The organism is Streptomyces chiangmaiensis (genome assembly GCF_036281785.1).
Taxonomy (GTDB): Bacteria; Actinomycetota; Actinomycetes; order Streptomycetales; family Streptomycetaceae; genus Streptomyces; species Streptomyces chiangmaiensis.
Genome location: NZ_JAYWVC010000040.1, coordinates 26,421 through 48,155, shown reverse-complemented (window position 1 = coordinate 48,155; position 21,735 = coordinate 26,421). Strand labels below are relative to the sequence as shown.

The following is a 21,735-nucleotide window of genomic DNA, read 5'->3' as shown; positions in this document are numbered from 1 at the left end:
GCTCTTCCGGCGCTCGGCGAGCTTGGCAGGAACGGACGGCATGCCGAGTGAAATCGCAGTCATCTGCTGTGCAACCCCAAGTTGTGGATCAAGGTCTGCCCCGGAACGACGGGCTCCAGGCTTTGAGACTACGGCACGGGTACGGACCCCAGCACATCACGGTCCGTAAACCCAACCAATGGGCGCCGGCCGGGGAGAAAGTCTCCCCGGCCGGCGCCAACTCCGCGTGGCTAGGAGATTTTCACCGGGTTGACCACGTCCGCGATCAGCACCAGGAGGGTGAAGCAGACGAAGATCCCGGCCACCACGTATGCCACCGGCATCAGCTTCGCCACGTCGAACGGGCCCGGGTCGGGGCGGCGCAGCACCTTGGCCACGGAACGCCGCAGCGACTCCCACAGGGCCCCCGCGATGTGCCCGCCGTCGAGCGGGAGCAGCGGGAGCATGTTGAACAGGAACAGGGACAGATTGAAGCCCGCGACGAGCAGCAGCATCATGGCGATCTGCTGGGACGGCGGGATGTCCAGAGTGAACACCTCGCCACCGACACGGGCCGCACCGACCACGCCCATCGGGGAGTCCGGCTCGCGCGGGGCATTGCCGAAGGCAGCGTCCCACAGTGCGGGAATCTTGCCCGGCAGCGAGAGCAGCGACTCGACGCCGTTCTCCATCATGTCGCCCATGCGTTGCACGGACTGGTCGAAGGACTGCTGGACGATGCCGCTGGCGGGTGTGAAGCCGAGGAAGCCGGCGTACACGTACTTCCCCTCGACATAACCGCCGTTGCCGTCCGTCTTGCTCACCTGGTTCTTGATCAGGTGAGCCTTGAGGTCGACGGTCTGCCCGTTGCGCTCGACGGTGATCGTGACGTCCTTGCCCGGGTTGGCGCGGATGTCGGACTGGAGGGCGGACCAGTCCTTCACCTGCTTCCCGCCGAACGCGACGATCTTGTCGCCCGCCTTGAGTCCCGCGGCCTGGGCGGGCGCGACAGGGTCGCCCGTCGCGCACTTGGTGCGGTTCTCGCTCTGCTGGATGACGCAGTCGGAGACCTTGGAGACCGTGGTGGTCTGGGTCTGGACGCCGAAGGTCATCATCACGCCGAGGAAGACCGCCACGGCGAGGATCAGGTTCATGAAGGGGCCCGCGAACATGACGATGACCCGCTTCCACGGCTTGCGCGTGTAGAAGAGGCGGTCCTCGTCACCGGGTTGCAGCTCCTCGAAGGACTGCGCCCGGGCGTCCTCGATCATCCCGCGCCACGGCGAGGTGGAGCGGGCCTCGATCCGGCCGTCCGGACCCGGCGGGAACATCCCGATCATGCGGATGTAACCGCCGAGCGGGATCGCCTTGATGCCGTACTCGGTCTCGCCCTTCTTGCGCGACCAGACGGTCGGGCCGAACCCGACCATGTACTGCGGCACACGGATACCGAAGAGCTTGGCCGTCGACAGATGCCCCAGCTCGTGCCAGGCGATCGAGACCAGCAGGCCGACTGCGAAGACGACTATGCCGAGGATCATCATCAAGGTCGTCATGCACGAGCCTCCGCGATTGCCGTCTGCGCCGTCAGTTCCCTGGCCCGGGCGCGTGCCCAGGTCTCCGCTTCGAGGACGTCCGCGACGGTCAGGGAAGTTCCCGATCGAGGTGTGCCGTGCTCCTCCACCACCCGGGTGACCGTCTCCATGATCCCGAGATACGGCAGAGCGCCGTTCAGGAACGCGTCGACACACTCCTCATTGGCGGCATTGAACACTGCCGGGGCCGTACCCGCGAGCTGTCCCACGTGCCGGGCGAGTCCCACCGAGGGGAACGCTTCGTTGTCCAGCGGGAAGAACTCCCAGGTCGAGGCCTTGGTCCAGTCGAAGGCGGGCGCCGCCTCGGGCACCCGTTCGGGCCAGCCGATGCCGATGGCGATCGGCCCCCTCATGTCAGGGGGCGTCGCCTGCGCCAAGGTCGATCCATCCGTGAACTCCACCATCGAGTGGACATACGACTGCGGGTGCACGACAACCTCGATGCGATCGAAGGGAATGTCGTACAGCAGATGGGCCTCGATCACTTCGAGACCCTTGTTCACCAGAGTCGCGGAGTTGATCGTGATGACCGGGCCCATCGCCCAGGTGGGGTGGGCGAGCGCGTCCTCGGGCGTGACGTTCGCCAACTCGGCCCTCGTCCGGCCGCGGAAGGGGCCGCCGGAGGCGGTGACGACGAGTTTGCGCACGTCGGCACGGGTTCCGGAGGCGAGGGCCTGGAAGAGGGCGGCGTGCTCGGAGTCGACCGGGATGACCTGGCCGGGCTTGGCCAGGGCCTTCACCAGCGGGCCGCCGACGATGAGCGACTCCTTGTTGGCGAGCGCGAGCGTGCGGCCCGCCTCCAGGGCGGCAAGGGTGGGCGCGAGGCCGATGGAACCGGTGATGCCGTTCAGGACGGTGTGGCAGTCCGAGGCGGCGAGCCGGGTGGCCGCCTCGGGTCCGGCGAGGATCTCGGGGAGGGGTTCTCCAGCGCTGTACTGCGCCGTGAGCGCCTCGCGCAGGGCTGGGACGACGTCCTCGCGCGCCACCGCGACCGTGCGCACGCGCAGGCGGCGGGCCTGCTCGGCGAGCAGCCCGACCCGGCTGCCGTTGGCGGAGAGCCCGGTGACCTTGAACCGGTCGGGATTGCGCAGCACGAGGTCGATGGCCTGGGTGCCGATCGAGCCGGTGGAGCCGAGGATCACGACGTCCCGCGCTCCGTCCACGGGATCGAAGACGAGATGGGGGTCGGCAAGAGGGGCTGGACTGTCGCTCATTCCTCCATTGTGGCCGTAGCACGGCGCCCGGGGGGACAGGGTGCCCCTCTCCTCGACGGTGGTTCTTCGGCACGCCGGTCCGCGCATGCCGAATGATCCGTCGGACATCGAGGCGGTGCCCTCATGACCAGGGCTCCGATCGACATCGGCGAGCAGCGGCCGGCGGACGCGGTGACCTGCTCGTCGCCGCGCCCGCCGGGCTCCGTGGCCTCACTGTGCTGCACCCCGACCACGACGTCGAGGCCGTCGCGTCGGTGACCTGTCGGCCGGCCCCGTCGCTGATGCCGCCGGGCACCCGGTGCCCGGCCGTCAGCGAATCGGGCGGTGCACATTCTCCCGCCGGCTCGGGCCCGGGGTCGCGTCCGCGATCCACGGGCCCTCACCGGACGGGTCGACGATGCCGTCCTCCAGCCATTCGTAGGTACCGGACAGGACTCCCTTGACCACCTTGCGGTCGAGATCGTCCGTGTTGTTCCACAGCCGGCCGAACAACTCCTCGACGCGCACCCGGGACTGCCGGCAGAACGCGTCGGCGAGCTGGTACGCCTCGCGTCCGTGCTGCCCGGACTTCCGCAGGTGCTCGGCGCGCACACAGGCCGCGCTCATCGCGAACAGTTCGGCGCCGATGTCCACGATCCTGCCCAGGAAGCCCTGCTTGGTCTCCATGCGGCCCTGCCAGCGGGACATCGCGTAGAAGGTGGAGCGGGCGAGCTTGCGGGCGCTGCGTTCGACGTAGCGCAGATGCGGGGAGAGGTCGACCTCCTGGTGGAACGCGCCGTACGCGCCGGGGACCTGCCCCTGTCCGGCGACCAGCTTCGGCAGCCACTTGGCGTAGAAGACACCGGCGTTCGCGCCCGCCTTCGCCTTGTCGGCCAGGGACTTGTCCGGATCGATCAGGTCGCCGGCCACCGACAGATGGGCATCCACGGCCTCGCGCGCGATCAGCAGATGCATGATCTCCGTGGAGCCCTCGAAGATGCGGTTGATGCGCAGGTCCCGCAGCATCTGTTCGGCGGGCACCGCCCGCTCGCCCCGGGCCTTGAGGGACTCGGCGGTCTCGAAGCCGCGGCCGCCGCGGATCTGGACCAGTTCGTCGGCCATGAGCCAGGCCATCTCGGAGCCGTACAGCTTGGCGAGGGCGGCCTCTATGCGGATGTCGTTGCGGTCCTCGTCGGCCATCTGCGAGGACAGGTCGACGACCGCCTCGAGGGCGAAGGTCGTCGCGGCGATGAACGAGATCTTGGAGCCGACGGCCTCGTGCAGCGCGACCGGCCTGCCCCACTGCTCGCGGGCTCCCGCCCACTCGCGGGCGATCTGCAGGCACCACTTGCCCGCGCCCACGCACATCGCGGGCAGCGAGAGCCGGCCGGTGTTCAGCGTGGTCAGCGCGATCTTCAGCCCCGCACCCTCGGGGCCGATGCGGTTGGCGGCCGGCACACGGACGCGATGGAAACGGGTGACGCCGTTCTCGAGGCCGCGCAGGCCCATGAAGGAGTTGCGGTTCTCGACCGTGACGCCTTCCGACGCGGCCTCGACGACGAACGCCGTGATGCCGCCTTTGTGGCCGTCGGACTTGGGGACGCGCGCCATGACGACAAGCAGGTCGGCCACCACGCCGTTGGTGGTCCACAGCTTCACGCCGTCGATCACGTACTCGTCCCCCTCCGGGACGGCCGTGGTGGCGAGGCGGGCCGGGTCGGAACCCACGTCCGGCTCGGTGAGCAGGAACGCCGAGATGTCGGTGCGGGCACAGCGAGGCAGGAAGGTGTCCTTCTGCTCCTGCGTGCCGAAGAGTTTCAGCGGCTGCGGTACGCCGATCGACTGATGCGCGGAGAGCAACGCGCCGATCGCGGGGCTCGCGGAGCCGACCAGAGAGAGGGCTTTGTTGTAGTACACCTGGGTGAGACCGAGACCGCCGTACTTGGTGTCGATCTTCATGCCGAAAGCGCCGAGTTCCTTGAGCCCGTTGATCGTCTCGTCCGGGATCCGGGCCTCGCGCTCGATGCGCGCGGAGTCGATCTGCGTCTCGCAGAAGTCGCGCAGCTTGGCGAGGAACTCCTCGCCGCGCTGCACATGCTCGTCGGCGGGCAGCGGGTGTGGGTGGATGAGGTCGAGCCGAAAGCGGCCGAGGAACAGCTCCTTGGCGAAGCTGGGCTTGCGCCAGTCCTGCTCGCGCGCGGCCTCGGCGACCTGACGCGCCTCACGCTCGGTAACGGTGGACTTGGGAGTGGGACCTGTTGGTGCGGACATGAGGCTCACCTCGCCGCGAATAGGGACATTTTGGCCATACGCCGATCAAGCTGCCGTACGGCGGCCAAGAGTGCCGTACGGCGACCCTGCGGGCGTACGTTACCGATCGGTGCTACTGGATCGTTGGTACCCGATTCGGGGCGAGGCCACCAGTCTTCGCGCAACCGCTCCCCCGGGTTTGCACCTCAACCGATGTCCACCGGCTGCGCCTTGATGTCAAGTCGGCCCGTGCGCCCCACGGCTTCCGCTTCGAGCCTTGCCGGTGCCGTGGTGCCCGCCCACAGGTCGTGGTTCACGCAGTACTTTCCGAAGATCTCGACGGTGGCAGCTACGTCCCCAGCGGCAAGCGGTCCATCTCCGCGGCAACCCGGCAGCGGGTCGAGCGGAGCATCCAGGGGCTCGGCTACCACCACGGGGCCACCGGCGCACTGTGCGCCGAGCACCTGGCGATGCTGGGACACCGTGATATCGCCGTCATCGGCGAGGCGCCGGCCGTGTACGAGCGGCACGCGGGCTTCACGGAGCGCACGCTCGACGGGCTGAGCGGCCGCGCGCCCGCGAGCTGGGGCTGCGGGTGCTGCACCGTCCCTTTGAGGGCGGGTACGGCGCGATGGCCGTGACACCGCCCGGATCTTCGACGAGCGGCCCACCACCACGCGATTCGTCGTCCAGAACGAGTCAGCGGTCGAACCCCTGCTCGCGCTGCTGCGGCAGCAGGGCCGCGCCGTGCCCGAGGACGTCGCCGCACTAGCGGTGTGCCGGGACCAGGTGGCCGTGCAGGCGTCGGTGCGGCTGACGTCGGTCGCCATCCCCGCACAGAAGATGGGCCGGCGCGCCGTCGAACTGCTCGTCGCGAAGCTGGATAGGCACGGTACGGAGGAAGCGGTGCTGCTCGCCCCGGAGTTGACGGTCCGGGCGAGCACGGGTCCGGCGCCGGCCACGTCGTGAAAGGTCTTCTCCGGCCGGTCACGCCCCGCCGAAGCGCCGACGGCCGGAGCCCCCGCACAGCGAGTTCCGGCCGTCGGCGGGACGGTCGCCTCAGAGGGCGAGGCCCGTGAGGACCATGACGCGCTCGTAGGTGTAGTCGTCCATCGCGAACTTCACGCCCTCACGCCCCACACCGGACTGCTTGACGCCGCCGTACGGCATCTGGTCGGCGCGGTAGGAGGGCACATCACCGATGACGACTCCGCCCACCTCCAGGGCGCGGTGCGCCCGGAAGGCGGCCTGGAGGTCGTGCGTGAACACGCCCACCTGGAGGCCGTACTTGGAGTCGTTGACGGCGGCGAAGGCTTCCGCCTCGCCGTCCGCCTTCTGCACGGTGAGGACGGGCCCGAAGACCTCTTCGCGGGAGATGGTCACGTCGGCCGGTACATCGGTCAGAACCGTCGGCGCGTAGGACGTGCCGTCCCGCTTGCCGCCGGTCAGGAGCGTGGCACCGGCGCCGACGGCCTCGTCGACCCAGGACTCCACACGCTTCGCGGCGTCCTCGCTCACCAGCGGGCCGACGTCCGTCGCGTCGCCGGAGGGGTCGCCGGTGACCTGCGCCTCGACGGCGGCGACGATACGGGGCAGCAGCCGGTCGTAAACCGTCGCGTCGGCGATCACACGCTGCACGGAGATACAGGACTGGCCGCCCTGGTAGTTGGAGAACGTGGCGATGCGGTTCGCGGCCCAGTCCAGGTCCTCGTCGCTCGTGCAGTCGCCGAGGACGACGGCCGCCCCGTTGCCGCCGAGTTCCAGCGTGAGGTGCTTGCGCGGCACCGAGTCCATGATCGAGTAGCCGACCTTGTCGGAGCCCGTGAAGGAGATGACCGGCAGACGCTCGTCCTGGACCAGGGCGGGCATGCGGTCGTTGGTGACGGGGAGGATCGACCAGGAGCCTGCAGGCAGGTCGGTCTCGGCGAGCAGGTCACCGATGATCAGGCCGGACAGCGGGGTGGCGGGCGCCGGCTTGAGGATGATCGGGGCGCCCACGGCGATGGCCGGGGCGACCTTATGGGCACACAGGTTCAGCGGGAAGTTGAACGGCGCGATGCCGAGGACGACGCCCTTGGGGAAGCGGCGGGTCAGCGCCAGGCGGCCCTGGCCGCCGAGGTCGGTGTCCAGGCGCTGGGCCTCGCCACCGTTGAAGCGGCGGGCCTCCTCGGCCGCGAACCGGAACACGGAGACGGCACGGCCGACCTCACCGCGGGCCCACCTGACGGGCTTGCCGTTCTCGGCGGAGATCAGCTGCGCTATCTCCTCGGTGCGCTCGGCGAGACGCCTGGACACATGATCAAGGGCGGCGGCGCGGACGTGGGCCGGCGTGGCGGCGAACTCGTCCCGCACGGCGTGCGCGGCGGCCACCGCCTCCTCGACCTGGGCCTCCGTCGGAACGCTGACCTTGCCGACGAGCCGGCCGTCCCACGGAGAGGTGACGTCGAAGGTGGTCTCACCGGTGGCCCGGCGGCCGGCGAGCCAGAAGGCGTGGGTGGAGGTCATGATGGAGTCCCGGCCCTTCCGAGGTTGGTGGTGCGTGGAGTTCGTGGTCCACGGTAGGCCCGGGGCGGCGATGGGTCGTTTGTCCGGGGAGTAGCAGTGTCGGGCGGGTGTACTACGGGTTGTACAGCCGAGGTCCGGTGGGGGGTCACTCCCCTGCCGCCGCCGTGGCCTTCAGCGCCAGCCACAGCTCCATCCGTACGTCCGGATCGTCGAGCGAACGCCCGAGGATCTCCTCGACCCTTCGCATCCGGTAGCGCAGCGTGTGGCGATGGACGCCGAGGTCGGCCGCCGCCGCGTCCCACTGGCCGTGGCGGGACAGCCAGGCCCGCACCGAGGCGACCAGATCGCCCCGGCCCGTGGCGTCGTGTTCGCGCAGGGCGCGCAGCAGGCCGTCCGCGAAGGCGCGCACCGCGTCGTCCGCGAGCAGCGGCAGCACCGAGCCGGCCGCCAGCTCCTCGTGCTCGACCAGCGACCGGCCGCGGCGCCGGGCCACCGACAGCGCCTGCTCGGCCTGCTTGTACGCGGCGGCCGCGGCGATCGGCCCGGCGGGCGCCGAAAGGCCCACCACCAACTCGTCCTCGTCGGTGACCGCCTGCTCGAGCGCCGCGGCCCGGGCGGCCTGCACCGCGAGCGCGTACTTCTGGCACGCGGCCACAGCCGCGCCCCCGTCCGCGGCGAGCACCACCAGCCGCTCCCCCTCGGGAACGACGAGCACGGCCTCCCCTGAGCGCGCCGCCGCGGACTCGACGGTCTCGGCCAGCCCGCCCAGCGGATCGCCGTTCGTGTCGGCCGCGGCGAGCACCGCGGCGGCCGGTGCCGCGGGCGCCGTGCGTGCGTGGCCGTCGGCGTGCGCGCGGGCCGCCGACGCGGACGCCGATTCGGCGAGGATCAGCCGGAAGGGCGCGTCGAGGAGGTCGCCGTACAGGCCCCCGGCCACCGCCCGGGCGTGGTCCGGCTCTCCGGCGAGCAGCATGCGCACCACGGCCGCCCCGATCCGCTGCTCGGCGGCGTACAGAGACCGGGACCGCTCGGTGGTGAGGGTCAGCAGGGCGATGGCGGAGTGGACCGCGTACCGCTCGGCGGTGCCCAGCGCGGCGGCCGTGCCCACGGCGAGCGCGGCGCGCGGGCGCCGCCCGGTGCCCAGGGAGTGCAGTTCGACCCGGTCCTCGCCGCTCGGCCCGCCCACCACGGAACTGGCCGGGGCGGGCCGCTCCCGCAGCCGCACCACGTCCGCGGTGAGCCGCGCGGCGCGCCGCCCCGCCCACTCGGGTGCGGCCGCGACGACGGCGCCCGAGGCGTCGTAGAGCGCGGCCCAGCCGTCGACCTGCCCGGCCAGCCCGGCGAGCAGGCCCTCGGGGCCGTCGGTCAGGGCCTGCTTGGTCAGCTCGCGCTGGGCGGCGAACCCCGCGGTCACGGCCCGGTACTGGTCGGCCGCTATGGCGGCGGAGACGGCCTTGCTGATGGCGAGGAAGGGTGTGCGCCGCGGCACCTCCAGCAGCGGGAGTCCCACTTCTCGCGCCGCGTCCACCAGGGCCTTCGGGATCTCGTCGTAGTTCACCCCGACGGCGAACCCGAGCCCGACCACGCCGGCGCCCACCAGCCGCTTCACATAGCGGCTCATGGTTTCGGGGTCCTCGGCGTCCAGTTTCAGCGCCGTGATCAGCAGCAGTTCGCCGCCCTCCATGTAGGGCACGGGGTCGGCGAGTTCGCTGACGTGCGCCCATCGGACGGGGACGTCGAGATGGTCCTCGCCTGCGCGCACGGTCAGCTTCAGCGCGGAGTGGTGGACGAGCGAGGCGAGCGTGGGGGGCATGAGGCCTTCAGGTCGGCACGGACTGGGGTTCTTCACAGAATCCGCGATCTGCACGGACTATGTGATCTTTGCGATCCTTTGGCCGCTGCGTATGAACGACCTATGCCGATTCTGCCTCACCGTATGGTCGCCGCGTGCCCAAAGCCCGGACATCCCGACCGTCGTCCTCAACCCCGCAGGTCCACGAGGAGCGGGGGCGCGTGCTCACCCTTCACATTCGTCAGGGAGAGCACCGCATGCCCGGGCGGCACCGCGTGCGCCAGTTCGGAGGCGGACCACCGTTCACGCTCGACCTGGCGGACGGTGACTGCACGAGCGGTCGGCGCATGTCCGGTGATCACCCGGCGCAGCACGTGCAGTGCCTTGCCCGCCGGGGTCTCGGCGATGATCTGCCGGTCGGTGACGTCCCGGGTCTCTGTCCACTCCTTGCCCCACACCTCGGCGAAGTCCTGCCCGTCCCAGGGGGTCAGTCCGGACAGAGCCATCCGGCAGCCGGTGGCGCCCAGGAGCGGGCCGCGCAGGGGCCGGGGCACATCGTCGAGGGTGCGCAGGGTGAGGACGGCTCCGGCATTCGCGGACCGCAGTCGCTGGATGCCCCGCACGGACTCGGGCGTCACCACTCCCGTCGAGTCGTCGAGCACCAGGCATGCGAACAGGGACCGGTCCTCACGCGTCGCGACACTGGCCGTGAACTGGGCGAGCACCAGCCGTGCGAGGATGCGGGAGGCGTCGGCGTGGCCACGCTCGGGCAGGTCGACCCGGACGCGCACGGGGTGGTCCAGGGCCCGCAGCGAGAACGGCCAGGACTGCCCGGAGATGTCGAAGAAGGTGGCGAAGGCGGGCCGGTCGAGCAGCGCGACCCGGTCGGCCAGCGCGCTCCCCACATCGCCCGGGTGTGCCGACTGCCGCTCGCGCGCGTCCAGTTCGCGCAGCAGCGAGTCCTGCCCGGTGTCCTGAAGGGCCTTGCGCAGCGCGGCGAGCGGGCCGGGTGCGCCGTCGAGGAGCTGCCGCAGCTCCGGCACGGAGGGGAACCGGCCGTGCACGGCCCGGTACGGACCGAGCAGCTGGGCGAGCACGGTGGTGGAGCGGCGGCTGTCCCCGCCGGGATGCGGGTCGGCGAGGTCGCCCACGAGCGCCTCGGCGAGGACCGCGGCCGCCTCGTCGGGGTCCGTGGTCCCGCCGTACAGATCGAGGTCGTACACGGATTCGGGATGGCCGATGCGCACGACGACGTCATAGGCGTCCGCCGGTCCGAGCCCGGCACCGGCCGCGCCGACGACGACCACGGCGGCCCGCCCGGCCAGCGCGTGCAGACACAGCGACTCGGCGAGGGGCCGGACCACCGAGCCGGTCTTGCCGGAACCCGCGGGCCCGACGGCCACCAGGGAGGTGCCGAGCAGGTCGGGGCCGAGGGCGAGCCCGGTGCCGCGGTAGGTGTAGGGATTGCGGGGATCGTCGACGGTGGAGCCGAGCCGCACCTGCCCGGTGATCAGATCGTGCCGGGCGAGCCGGGCCGGCAGGTCGCGCTCCCCGGAGGGGTGCAGACAGGCCGCCGCGCCGTCCTTGAGGACCGCGCCGGTGAAGGTGGCGAGGCTGTGCCGGCCGCTGTGCACGCCCTGCCAGGCGCGGGCGATACGGACGTGGTCGACGTCGCACATGCGGCCGGCACGGGCCTCGGCGGCCAGCCGGTCGGCGGCGTCCTGCGCCCCCGCGGCGCGCAGCTGGTTCCACTGAGCGGGGTCGTCCTCGGGCGTCGGGGGACGCTCGCTCACAGGGGCGGCTGCGCGCCACGCCGGCGGCCCGAACCGCCGCCAGACCTCACCCCAGCGGCCGAGCTTGCCGACAGTGATCATGATGGCGAGGGCAATGAGCGTGTAGTAGCCGTACCACAGGAAGGCGTTCCCGATGCGGTCGCCGCTGTGGCGCCAGGAGTCGGGAGTGAACAGCTCGAGGGGTACGACCCACCAGCCGCCGAGGTAGCCGTTCCACAGCAGCGACCAGATCAGCCAGCCCACCAGGAACGCGATGAGCGCCCCGCCGAGCAGCTGCCGGGTCGGCGTCCGCTCGGGCTCCTGCTCGGGCCGCGGCCGGTGTCCGAAGCGCCACACGCCGGGCGCCGCCTGCGGCCGTGGCGCCCGCACCCAGGCCAGGAACGTGGAGCCGTCCGGCTGCGGCGGCGCCCCCGGGGCGTGCGCCGGCCGGGGCGGGACCTGGGGCGGTCCCGCCGGACGCGGCACGGAACCGGCCCGTGTGCCCCGTGCGTCCTGCGTCCCGTCGCTGTCCATCGTCTTGCCCCCTGACCAGCCGCTCCGAGCACCATCAGCGAGTCAATCTAGCGCCCCCGCCAAGGGAGTTCGCCGCATACGCGGCCGGGCCCCCGAGGCCGCGTCCCGTCGCGCCATGTCCACCGCGGACAAGCAGACGCGGCCAAGGCGCCCACATGGAGCATGCCCACCTTCCACTCCCCGCCTTAGCCTGCGAGAAAAGAAGGCAAGCGTCCGAAAAGCACCCCCACCCGGAACGACCGGCCCGCCGCAGCGCAGGCGCGCCGAGTCTCCGGGCCGGTTCGCACGATCATCAGGGAGCCCCCATGACCGCACTTCCCCAGGAGCGTCGCGTCGTCACCGCCATCCCCGGCCCGAAGTCGCAGGAGCTGCAGGCCCGCCGTACCGCCGCGGTCGCGCAGGGCGTGGGCTCCGTGCTGCCGGTCTTCGCCCAGCGTGCGGGCGGCGGGATCATCGAGGACGTCGACGGCAACCGTCTGATCGACTTCGGCTCCGGCATCGCGGTGACGTCCGTCGGCGCCTCCGCCGAGGCCGTCGTACGCCGTGCCTCCGCGCAGCTGCAGGACTTCACCCACACCTGCTTCATGGTCACGCCGTACGAGGGCTACGTCGCCGTCGCCGAGGCGCTGGCCGAGCTCACGCCGGGTGACCACGCCAAGAAGTCCGCGCTGTTCAACTCGGGCGCCGAGGCCGTCGAGAACGCGGTCAAGATCGCCCGTGCCTACACCAAGCGCCAGGCGGTCGTCGTCTTCGATCACGGCTACCACGGCCGTACCAACCTGACGATGGCCCTCACGTCGAAGAACATGCCGTACAAGCACGGCTTCGGTCCGTTCGCACCCGAGGTCTACCGCATGCCGATGGCGTACGCCTACCGCTGGCCGACCGGCCCGGACAACTGCGGCCCCGAGGCCGCCGCCCAGGCCATCGACCAGATCACCAAGCAGGTCGGCGCGGACAACGTGGCCGCGATCATCATCGAGCCGGTGCTCGGCGAGGGCGGCTTCATCGAGCCCGCGAAGGGCTTCCTGCCCGCACTGCGCAAGTTCGCCACCGACAACGGCATCGTCTTCGTCGCCGACGAGATCCAGTCCGGCTTCTGCCGCACCGGCCAGTGGTTCGCGTGCGAGGACGAAGGCATCGTCCCGGACCTGATCACCACCGCCAAGGGCATCGCGGGCGGTCTGCCGCTCGCCGCCGTGACCGGCCGCGCCGAGATCATGGACGCCGCGCACTCGGGCGGCCTGGGCGGCACCTACGGCGGCAACCCGGTCGCCTGCGCGGGTGCGCTCGGCGCGATCGAGACGATGAAGGAGCTCGACCTCAACGCCAGGGCGAAGCAGATCGAGGAGACCATGAAGGCCCGCCTCACGGCGATGGCCGAGAAGTTCGACATCATCGGCGACATCCGCGGCCGCGGTGCGATGATCGCGATCGAGCTGGTCAAGGACCGCGCCGGCAAGGAGCCGAACCCGGAGGCGACCGCCGCGCTGGCCAAGGCCTGCCACCAGGAGGGCCTGCTGGTCCTGACCTGTGGCACCTACGGCAACGTGCTGCGCTTCCTGCCCCCGCTGGTCATCGGCCAGGACCTGCTCACCGAGGGTCTCGACATCATCGAGCAGGCGTTCGCGCGCATCTGAGCCCCCGGAGTTCCGCTGCTGGGGCATCGGAGGTCAGAGGGTGTGAAGAACCTGTGCGAGGTGGATGGCAAGACGCGTTTCCAACTGTCGGAGCGGTTTTCCCTGCCGTAGGTTCTACACAGATGAGAGAAACACCCCACCCACAGGGGACTGTGGGTGACACCGGGCCGAGGCCTCCCCAGCTTCGACTTGGTCGTGCCCTCGCGCACACACCCGGAGCTTTCGGCTCTGGATCTCCTCACCGATCGGACGGCCGCACGCCCCAAACCCCCCGGGGCGGGCGGCACCCCGATCCGGACGGCCGCCTCGGAACCACCCCCCCTGTTCCGGGGCGGTCGGCGTGCGTTCTGGTCTCCGTGGGCCTCCTCTTCCTCCTGATCTCCTGGCAGGTCGCCGCCCGCGGCCCGCTCCTGCGGGTGGACGGGCGGCTGAGCAGGGCACTGGTCCATCCGGACCGGGCCTCCGAACTCCTCGCCGACCTGGGAAGCGCCGCCGTCGCCGTGCCGGTTCTGGCCGTCGCCCTGATCTGGGTCGCCCTGCGGGCTCGGGACGCCGGTACCGACCGATGGTGGCTGCCGTCCACCGCGGCGGCCGGCATGGCGGCGGTCCAACCCGTGCTCGTCATCTCCTTGAAGACGCTGATCGCCCGACCGGGCCCACCGACCATGGGCCCGGTCACCGGCTTCTACCCTTCGGGTCATACGGCCACGGCGGTGATCGCCTACGGCGGCGCGGCCCTGATGCTGTGGCCCTGGCTCAGCACGCCGCAATCCCGCCGCCGAGTCCTCACCGCCTGCCTCGCCCTGAATCTCGGCGTCGCCTTCGGCCTGGTCCGCCGCGGCTACCACTGGCCCCTGGACGTCCTGGGCAGCTGGTGCCTGGGCGCCCTACTGCTGTACTCGCTGTGGCTCCTCCTCAGTCGAAGCCGCCGTCGAACGTCTTCTGGAGCTCCCAGTACCGGTCCCGGTTGATCGACCACGTCATCAGACTGCGCAGGCCGGACCAGGTCCCATGGGTGGTGTACGAGCCGCAGTTCGCCTTCTTGGTCGGGCAGTCCAGCGTCCTCGTGACCTCCGTCGGTCTTACATGGCCGTTGCGCGCGCTGGTCGACACCGGCATGCCGATCGCCACCTGGTCGGACCGCAACGGCGGGAAGACGTTGTTCGCGTCGCCGGCCGGTGTCAGCTGTCGAAGCCCAGGCCCAGCCGGTCCATCGTCTTCAGCCAGAGGTTGCGCCGCCCGCCGTGCGCGTCGGCACGGGCCAGCGACCACTTGGTGAGTGCGATGCCCGTCCAGGCGAAGGGCTCCGGCGGGAACGGCAGGGGCTTCTTGCGGACCATCTCCAACTCGGTCCGCTCCGTTCGCTCCCCCGCCAGCAGGTCCAGCATCACCTCGGCTCCGAAGCGGGTGGCGCCGACACCGAGGCCGGTGTAGCCGGCCGCGTACGCCACCTTCCCCCGGTGCGCCGTCCCGAAGAACGCCGAGAAGCGCGAGCAGGTGTCGATCGCGCCGCCCCACGCGTGGGTGAAGCGGACACCCTCCAACTGCGGGAAGCAGGAGAAGAAGTGCCCGGCGAGCTTCGCGTACGACTCGGGGCGGTCGTCGTACTCGGCACGCACCCGGCCGCCGTAGGGGTAGATCGCGTCGTAGCCGCCCCACAGGATGCGGTTGTCGGCCGAGAGCCGAAAGTAGTGGAACTGGTTGGCCGAGTCCCCGAGGCCCTGGCGGTTCTTCCAGCCGATCGACGCCAGGCCGTCGGCGCTGAGCGGCTCGGTCATCAGCGCGTAGTCGTAGACCGGGACGGTGTACGAGCGGACGCGCCTGACCAGGTTCGGGAAGATGTTGGTGCCCAGTGCGACGCGGCGGGCACGGACCCGGCCGTAGGGGGTGTGTACGGCCATGCCGGCGCCGTACGGCTTCAGCGTGAGCGCGGCCGTGTGTTCGTAGACCCGGACGCCCAGCCGGAGGCAGGCCCGCTTGAGCCCCCAGGCGAGCTTGGCCGGGTGAACCATCGCGACGCCCCGGCGGTCGTGCAGACCGGCGACGAAGGTCGGCGAGTCGACCTGCTCCCGCACCGCCTCCGCGTCCAGGAACTCGGTGCCCTCGGCCAGTCCCCGGCGCACCGTCTCCTCGTACCAGTCACGGAGTTCCCATGCCTGGTACGTCTCGGTCGCCACGTCGATCTCGCCGGTGCGCTCGAAGTCGCAGTCGAGCAAGTGGCGGGCGACCGCCTTCTCGATCTCGTCGAGGTTGCGGGCGCCCAGCTCCTGCAGCTTGTGGATCTCGTCCGGCCAGCGAGTGAGGCCGTTGGCCAGGCCGTGCGTGAGAGAGGCGGCGCAGAACCCGCCGTTGCGGCCGGAGGCGGCCCAGCCCACCTCGCGGCCCTCGAGCAGCACGACGTCCCGCTGCGGATCGCGCTCCTTGGCGATGAGCGCGGTCCACAGTCCGCTGTAGCCACCGCCGACGACCAGCAGGTCGCAGGTCTCGGCGCCGGTGAGGGCGGATTCGGGGTGCGGCCTGCCCGGGTCGTCCAGCCAGTACGGGACCGGCCGGGCTTCGGAAAGAGATGTGGTCCAGCGGGTCATGGCGCTCCGGGCCATGATGTCAACTCCCTACAGGTGCATTACGCCCTCTGACGATTTCGGCGATTGCCGACGGCCATGGAGAGAAGGACGAACAGCACGGCGACGACGAACATGGTCGTGCCGATGACGTTGATCTGAACGGGTGTACCGCGCTGCGCCGAGCCCCAGACGAACATGGGGAAGGTGACGGTCGAGCCGGCGTTGAAATTGGTGATGATGAAATCGTCGAAGGAGAGTGCGAAGGCGAGCAGCGCGCCCGCAGCGATTCCGGGTGCCGCGATCGGCAGGGTGACCCGGAGAAAGGTCTGGAACGGGCCCGCGTACAGGTCCTGAGCGGCCTGTTCCAGCCTCGGGTCCATCGACATGACGCGTGCCTTGACGGCGGTCACGACGAAGCTGAGGCAGAACATGATGTGGGCGATGAGGATCGTCCAGAAGCCCAGCTGGGCGCCCATGTTGAGGAACAGGGTCAGCAGCGAGGCCGCCATGACCACCTCGGGCATCGCCATGGGCAGGAAGATCAGCGAGTTCACCGCGCCGCGCGCCCGGAAGCGGTAGCGGACCAGTGCGAAGGCGATCATCGTGCCGAGGATCGTGGCGCCGATCGTCGCCCAGACCGCGATCTGGAGGCTGACCGACAGCGAGCCGCACATGTCGGCGACGCCGCACGGATCCTTCCACGCGTCCAGCGAGAACTGCTGCCATGCGTAATTGAAGCGCCCCTTCGGTTTGTTGAAGGAGAACACCGTGACGACGACGTTCGGCAGCAGGAGATATCCGAGTGTCAGCAGTCCGGCGAGGACGACGAGATGGCGCTTGATCCAGTTGACAAAGCCCATTTAGACCAGATCCTCCGTGCCGGACCTGCGAATGTAGACCGTGACCATGACGAGGATCGCGGCCATGAGGATGAACGAGAGCGCCGCGGCCGTCGGATAGTCGAGGATCCGCAGGAACTGTGTCTGGATGACGTTGCCGACCATGCGGGTGTCGGTGGAGCCGAGCAGGTCGGCGTTGACGAAGTCGCCCGCGGCCGGGATGAAGGTCAGCAGCGTGCCGGAGACCACACCCGGCATCGACAGCGGGAAGGTGACCTTCCGGAAGGTCGTGAACGGGGTGGCGTACAGGTCCCCGGCCGCCTCGTGGAGGCGGCCGTCGATGCGCTCCAGCGAGGTGTAGAGCGGCAGGATCATGAACGGCAGGAAGTTGTACGTCAGACCGCAGACCACGGCGAGCGGGGTGGCCAGGACGCGGTCGCCCGCTGTCCAGCCGAGCCAGTTGGTGACGTCCAGCACGTGGAGCGTGTTGAGGGCGCCGACGACCGGGCCGTTGTCCGCGAGGATGGTCTTCCAGGCGAGCGTTCGGATCAGGAAGCTCGTGAAGAACGGCGCGATCACCAGGATCATGATCAGGTTCCGCCAGCGGCCGGCGCGGAACGCGATGAGATACGCGAGCGGGTAGCCGAGGACGAGGCACAGCAGAGTCGCGGCGGCCGCGTACAGGACCGAGCGCAGGAACTGCGGCCAGTACGTCGACAGCGCGTCCCAATAGGTCGCGAAGTGCCAGGTGACTTTGTAGCCCTGCTCCAGGGAGCCCGTCTGCACGGACGTGGAGCCCTGGTAGATCATCGGCAGCGCGAAGAAGACCAGCAGCCACAGGATGCCGGGCAGCAGCAGCCAGTACGGCGTGAAGCGGCCCCGCCTGCGCGGGGGCTTCGTCTCGGGTGCGGTGGGCGCCAGCGGCGGGGGCGCCTCGGTGACCGTGGCCATCAGGCGGCCACCCCTTCCTCGGGTTGCACCGTCTCGACACCCGCGTCGATGTCCTGGGCGGCGTCCAGTCCGAAGGTGTGCGCCGGATTCCAGTGCAGGACGACTTCGGCGCCGGGCACCAGACGCGGGTCACGGTCGATGTTCTGGGCGTAGACCTCGAACTCCGGGCAGACCGGGCTGTCGATGACGTACTGCGTGGACACCCCGATGAAGCTGGAGTCGGCGATGCGTCCCGTGATGCGGTTGCGGCCCTCGGGGACCTCGCCAGCGTCGTCGGCGTGGGTGAGGGATATCTTCTCCGGCCGAACGCCGACCAGTACCTTTCCACCCGCTCTCGTCGGTGCGGAACATCGAGCCACGGGGAGGGTGAGCTTTCCTCCGCCCGCCTTGAGGACGATCTGGTCGCCGCTCTTGGAGTCGACCTCGGCCTCGATCAGGTTCGACGTGCCGAGGAAGTTGGCGACGAAGGTGGTCTGCGGGTTCTCGTACAGATCGGTGGGCGAGCCGAGTTGTTCGACGCGGCCCGCGTTCATCACGGCGACGGCGTCGGCCATCGTCATGGCCTCCTCCTGGTCGTGCGTGACATGGATGAAGGTGATGCCCACCTCGGTCTGGATGCGCTTCAGCTCCAGCTGCATCTGGCGGCGCAACTTGAGGTCGAGGGCGCCGAGCGGTTCGTCGAGGAGGAGCACCTTCGGGTGGTTGATCAGCGCCCGGGCCACGGCGACGCGCTGCTGCTGGCCGCCGGAGAGCTGGTGCGGCTTCTTGCGCGCCTGCTCTCCCAGTTGCACCAGGTCCAGCATGTCCTCGACCTGCTTCTTCACCGACTTGATACCGCGGCGGCGCAGGCCGAAGGCGACATTCTCGAAGATGTCGAGGTGCGGGAAGAGGGCATAGGACTGGAAGACGGTGTTCACCGGCCGCTTGTACGGGGGCAGGCCGGTCACGTCCTGGTCGCCGAGGTGGACCGTCCCGGAGGAAGGTTCCTCCAGACCCGCGATCATGCGCAGGGTGGTGGTCTTGCCGCAGCCGGAGGCTCCGAGCAGGGCGAAGAAGGAGCCCTGCGGCACGGTCAGGTCGAGCGGGTGCACGGCGGTGAAGGCGCCGTAGGTCTTGCCGATCCCGGAGAGGCGGACGTCGCCGCTGCTGTCCGTCGTCATCTTCGTCACGCCCCTGTCAGCTTTGCGAACTTCTCTTCATAGGCCGTCTCTTCCTTCTGCGTCAGCGAGCGGAAGGCGTGGGACTTAGCGGCCATGGCCTTGTCGGGAAGGATCAGCGGATTGTTCGCCGCGTCCTTGTCGATCTTCTCGAGGTAGGGCTTCACTCCGTCGACCGGGCTCACGTAGTTGACGTAGGCGGCAAGCGCGGCGGCCTGGTCGAGCTCGTAGTAGAAGTCGATGAGCCGTTCCGCGTTCGCCTTGTGACGGGCCTTGTTCGGGATCAGCATGTTGTCGGTCGAGGTCATGTAGCCGCTGTCGGGGATGATGTAGTCGACGTCCGGGCTGTCCGCCTGGAGCTGGACGATGTCACCGCCCCAGGCCACACAGGCGGCCAGGTCGCCCTTGGTGAGGTCGGATGTGTAGTCGTTGCCGGTGAAGCGGCGGATCTGTCCCTTGTCGACGGCCTTCTGCAGGCGGGCGATCACCGCGTCGAAGTCGTCGTCGGTGAACTTCGCCGGGTCCTTGCCCATGTCGAGCAGAGTCATGCCGATGCTGTCGCGCATCTCCGACAGGAAACCCACACGACCCTTGAGCTTGGGGTTGTCGAGGAGGTCGGAGATCGATTTCACCTCGACGCCGTCGAGCGCCTTCTTGTTGAACGCGATGACGGTCGATATGCCCTGCCAGGGATAGGAGTAGGCGCGACCGGGGTCCCAGTCGGGGCTGCGGAACTGGCCCGACAGATTGGCGAAGGCGTGCGGCAGGTTCGACGCGTCCAGCTTCTGGACCCAGCCCAGGCGGATCAGCCGGCCGGCCAGCCAGTCGGTGAGCACGATGAGGTCCCGGCCGGTGTCCTGGCCCGCGGCGAGCTGCGGCTTGATCTTGCCGAAGAACTCGTTGTTGTCGTTGATGTCCTCGGTGTATTTGACCGTGATGCCGGTCCTCTTGCCGAACGCCTCGAGCGTCGGGTGGTGCTTCCCGCTGTCGTCGACGTCGATGTACTCGGGCCAGTTGGAGAAGCCGACGACCTTCTCCTTGGCCGAGTGGTCCTCGGCCAAGGTGCCGCCCTGCGTCTTGCCGGCCGCGGGGATCCCGCAGGCGCTCAGCGCCCCGAGGCCGCCAACCGCGAGCGCGCCGCCCGCGGAGGCGCGCAGCAGCGAACGGCGGGTGAGGGAGGCCCTGCCGTTGCGGAAACTGCGCCGCATGGCGGCCACTTGGGCCGGGGTCAAGCGGTCGGGCTCGTTCTGCTCCATGCGCGTGGTGCCCTTTCGGGAGGTGTGCGGCCGGGGGTCGGGCGGCCGGTCTGCTATCGGTCCCCGAAGATCGTGCGGTGCCAGTCCTTCCTGGCCGCCGCGGTGTTGTCGAACATGACATGTTTGATCTGGGTGTACTCCTCGAACGAGTACGAGGACATGTCTTTGCCGAAGCCTGAGGCCCGGTAGCCGCCGTGTGGCATCTCGCTGACGATCGGAATGTGGTCGTTGACCCACACGCAGCCCGCCTTGATCTCACGGGTCGCGCGGTTCGCCCGGTAGACATCACGGCTCCAGGCGGAGGCGGCCAGGCCGTAGGGGGTGTCGTTGGCAAGCCGGATCCCCTCGTCGTCGCCGTCGAAGGGCAGCACGACGAGCACCGGCCCGAAGATCTCGCACTGGACGATCTCGCTGTCCTGGCGCGCGTCGGCGATGAGGGTGGGCCGGTAATAGGCACCGGCCTTGAGCACCCCGTCGGGGGCCGCACCACCGGTCACCACGCGCGCGTGGGCACGCGCCCGGTCGACGAAGCCGGCGACACGGTCGCGCTGGGCGTGCGAGATCAGCGGGCCGAGGTCGGTGCCGGGGGCGAAGGGGTCACCGAGCCGGACGGTCTCCATGAGGGCGGCGGACCTCTGGACGAACTCCTCGTAGAGAGGACGCTGCACATACGCACGCGTGGCGGCCGTGCAGTCCTGGCCGGTGTTGATGAGCGCGCCCGCGACCGCCCCGTGCACCGCGGCCTCCAGGTCGGCGTCGTCGAAGACGACGAAGGGCGCCTTGCCGTCGAGTTCGAGGTGGAGCCGTTTGACCCTGGCGGTGGCGATCTCGGCAACGCGCCTGCCGACGGCGGTGGAGCCGGTGAAGCAGGTCATGGCCACGTCGGGATGGCCGACGAGGTGCTCGCCCGCCTCCTTGCCGGTGCCGGTGACGATGTTGACGACGCCGTCCGGGATCCCGGCCTCGGTTGCGGCCTCGGCGAAGAGCAGCGAGGTGAGCGGGGTGAGCTCGGCGGGCTTCAGCACGATGGTGTTGCCCGCGGCGATCGCCGGGAGGATCTTCCAGGCGGCCATCTGGAGGGGGTAGTTCCAGGGGGCGATGGAGCCGACGACGCCGATGGGCTCGCGGCGCACATAGGAGGTGTGGTCGCCGGAGTACTCGCCGGCGGACTGCCCCTGGAGATGCCGGGCGGCGCCCGCGAAGAAGGAGGTGTTGTCGATCGTGCCCGGCACGTCGAACTCCCGCGTCAGCTTCAGGGGTTTGCCGCACTGGAGGGACTCGAAGCGGGCGAACTCCTCGGCCCGGTCGGCGAGGACGGCGGCGAAGCGGTGCAGTGCGTCGGAACGTTCACCGGGGGTGGCCGTGGACCAGCCGGGGAAGGCGGTACGGGCGGCGGCCACGGCGCGGTCGACGTCCTCGGCACTGGCCGGCTCGTATGTGTGGACCTCGGCGCCCGTCGACGGATCGACGACCGCGTGCGTACGGCCCGAGGTGCCCTTGACCGGTCGGCCCGCGATGTACAGCGCACCGTCCGCGAACCGTTCCCCCACCTCGTCCCGGGAGGGGGTGGCGGTGCTGCCGGCGTTGCCCGCACTGTGCATGTCGCTCTCCTCCGCCCCTACCGCGTCCACCGGGAGGGCTGGCGTAGCTCCAGCTCGATTTGAGTGCCGATCCTGACAGAGGGAGTGGACTCCAACAAGTGATTCCG

At 70.0% G+C, this 21,735-nt stretch carries 14 protein-coding genes and 2 pseudogenes; 3 read left to right on the top strand and 13 right to left on the bottom strand.

The features are described from left to right. Positions 1-230: 230 nt before the first annotated feature. The 3 genes from VXC91_RS15210 to VXC91_RS15200 all read right to left on the bottom strand — a co-directional run bounded on the left by VXC91_RS15210 (position 231) and on the right by VXC91_RS15200 (position 5,038). Positions 231-1,535: a M50 family metallopeptidase gene (locus tag VXC91_RS15210; protein ID WP_329507782.1), complete on the bottom strand. Its 1,305-nt coding sequence runs from the start codon at positions 1,533-1,535 to the stop codon at positions 231-233. Beyond that, positions 1,532-2,788, bottom strand: a complete 1,257-nt coding sequence (dxr, locus tag VXC91_RS15205) for a 1-deoxy-D-xylulose-5-phosphate reductoisomerase (protein WP_329507781.1) — start codon at positions 2,786-2,788, stop codon at positions 1,532-1,534. The genes VXC91_RS15210 and dxr overlap by 4 nt, the downstream gene beginning before the upstream one ends. A 309-nt stretch (positions 2,789-3,097) precedes the next feature. Beyond that, positions 3,098-5,038: an acyl-CoA dehydrogenase family protein gene (locus tag VXC91_RS15200; RefSeq protein ID WP_329507780.1), complete on the bottom strand. Its 1,941-nt coding sequence runs from the start codon at positions 5,036-5,038 to the stop codon at positions 3,098-3,100. 416 nt (positions 5,039-5,454) lie between these two features. On the opposite strand from VXC91_RS15200, the pseudogene VXC91_RS15195 reads away from it, so the two are divergent. Beyond that, positions 5,455-5,986: pseudogene (locus VXC91_RS15195) on the top strand (substrate-binding domain-containing protein); the annotation flags it as partial. 90 nt (positions 5,987-6,076) lie between these two features. Here VXC91_RS15195 and VXC91_RS15190 read toward each other — a convergent pair. The 3 genes from VXC91_RS15190 to VXC91_RS15180 all read right to left on the bottom strand — a co-directional run bounded on the left by VXC91_RS15190 (position 6,077) and on the right by VXC91_RS15180 (position 11,620). Beyond that, positions 6,077-7,522 (bottom strand): aldehyde dehydrogenase family protein, encoded by a 1,446-nt coding sequence (locus VXC91_RS15190; RefSeq protein ID WP_329507779.1) that lies wholly within the window; start codon positions 7,520-7,522, stop codon positions 6,077-6,079. 145 nt (positions 7,523-7,667) lie between these two features. Then, positions 7,668-9,335, bottom strand: coding sequence for a PucR family transcriptional regulator (locus VXC91_RS15185; protein WP_329507778.1), 1,668 nt, complete (start codon positions 9,333-9,335; stop codon positions 7,668-7,670). Between the two features lie 167 nt (positions 9,336-9,502). Further along, positions 9,503-11,620 (bottom strand): ATP-binding protein, encoded by a 2,118-nt coding sequence (locus tag VXC91_RS15180; RefSeq protein WP_329507777.1) that lies wholly within the window; start codon positions 11,618-11,620, stop codon positions 9,503-9,505. 305 nt (positions 11,621-11,925) lie between these two features. On the opposite strand from VXC91_RS15180, the gene gabT reads away from it, so the two are divergent. Then, positions 11,926-13,260, top strand: a complete 1,335-nt coding sequence (gene gabT / locus VXC91_RS15175; RefSeq protein WP_329507776.1) for a 4-aminobutyrate--2-oxoglutarate transaminase — start codon at positions 11,926-11,928, stop codon at positions 13,258-13,260. Between the two features lie 356 nt (positions 13,261-13,616). Next, the gene (locus VXC91_RS15170; protein WP_329507775.1) at positions 13,617-14,231 is read left to right on the top strand and encodes a phosphatase PAP2 family protein; all 615 of its coding nucleotides are present in this window, start codon (positions 13,617-13,619) and stop codon (positions 14,229-14,231) included. Here the strand turns inward: VXC91_RS15170 and VXC91_RS15165 are convergent. The 7 genes and pseudogenes from VXC91_RS15165 to VXC91_RS15135 all read right to left on the bottom strand — a co-directional run. Further along, a pseudogene (locus tag VXC91_RS15165) lies at positions 14,176-14,436 on the bottom strand (chitinase); the annotation flags it as partial. The gene VXC91_RS15170 and the pseudogene VXC91_RS15165 sit on opposite strands and share 56 nt — an antisense overlap. 5 nt (positions 14,437-14,441) lie before the next feature. Then, positions 14,442-15,860, bottom strand: a complete 1,419-nt coding sequence (locus tag VXC91_RS15160; protein WP_329507774.1) for an NAD(P)/FAD-dependent oxidoreductase — start codon at positions 15,858-15,860, stop codon at positions 14,442-14,444. Positions 15,861-15,883: 23 nt separating this feature from the next. Next, complete coding sequence (locus tag VXC91_RS15155; protein ID WP_329507773.1) at positions 15,884-16,684, bottom strand: ABC transporter permease; 801 nt, start codon at positions 16,682-16,684, stop codon at positions 15,884-15,886. Beyond that, the gene (locus tag VXC91_RS15150) at positions 16,685-17,614 is read right to left on the bottom strand and encodes an ABC transporter permease (protein WP_329507772.1); all 930 of its coding nucleotides are present in this window, start codon (positions 17,612-17,614) and stop codon (positions 16,685-16,687) included. After that, positions 17,614-18,774, bottom strand: coding sequence for an ABC transporter ATP-binding protein (locus tag VXC91_RS15145; RefSeq protein ID WP_329507771.1), 1,161 nt, complete (start codon positions 18,772-18,774; stop codon positions 17,614-17,616). The genes VXC91_RS15150 and VXC91_RS15145 overlap by 1 nt, the downstream gene beginning before the upstream one ends. A 5-nt stretch (positions 18,775-18,779) precedes the next feature. Then, a complete protein-coding gene (locus tag VXC91_RS15140) occupies positions 18,780-20,027 on the bottom strand; it encodes a polyamine ABC transporter substrate-binding protein (protein WP_329507770.1) in 1,248 nt (415 codons plus the stop codon). 53 nt (positions 20,028-20,080) lie between these two features. Beyond that, entirely contained in the window at positions 20,081-21,628 is a 1,548-nt protein-coding gene (locus VXC91_RS15135) for a gamma-aminobutyraldehyde dehydrogenase (RefSeq protein ID WP_329507769.1), read from the bottom strand. Positions 21,629-21,735 lie beyond the last annotated feature (107 nt).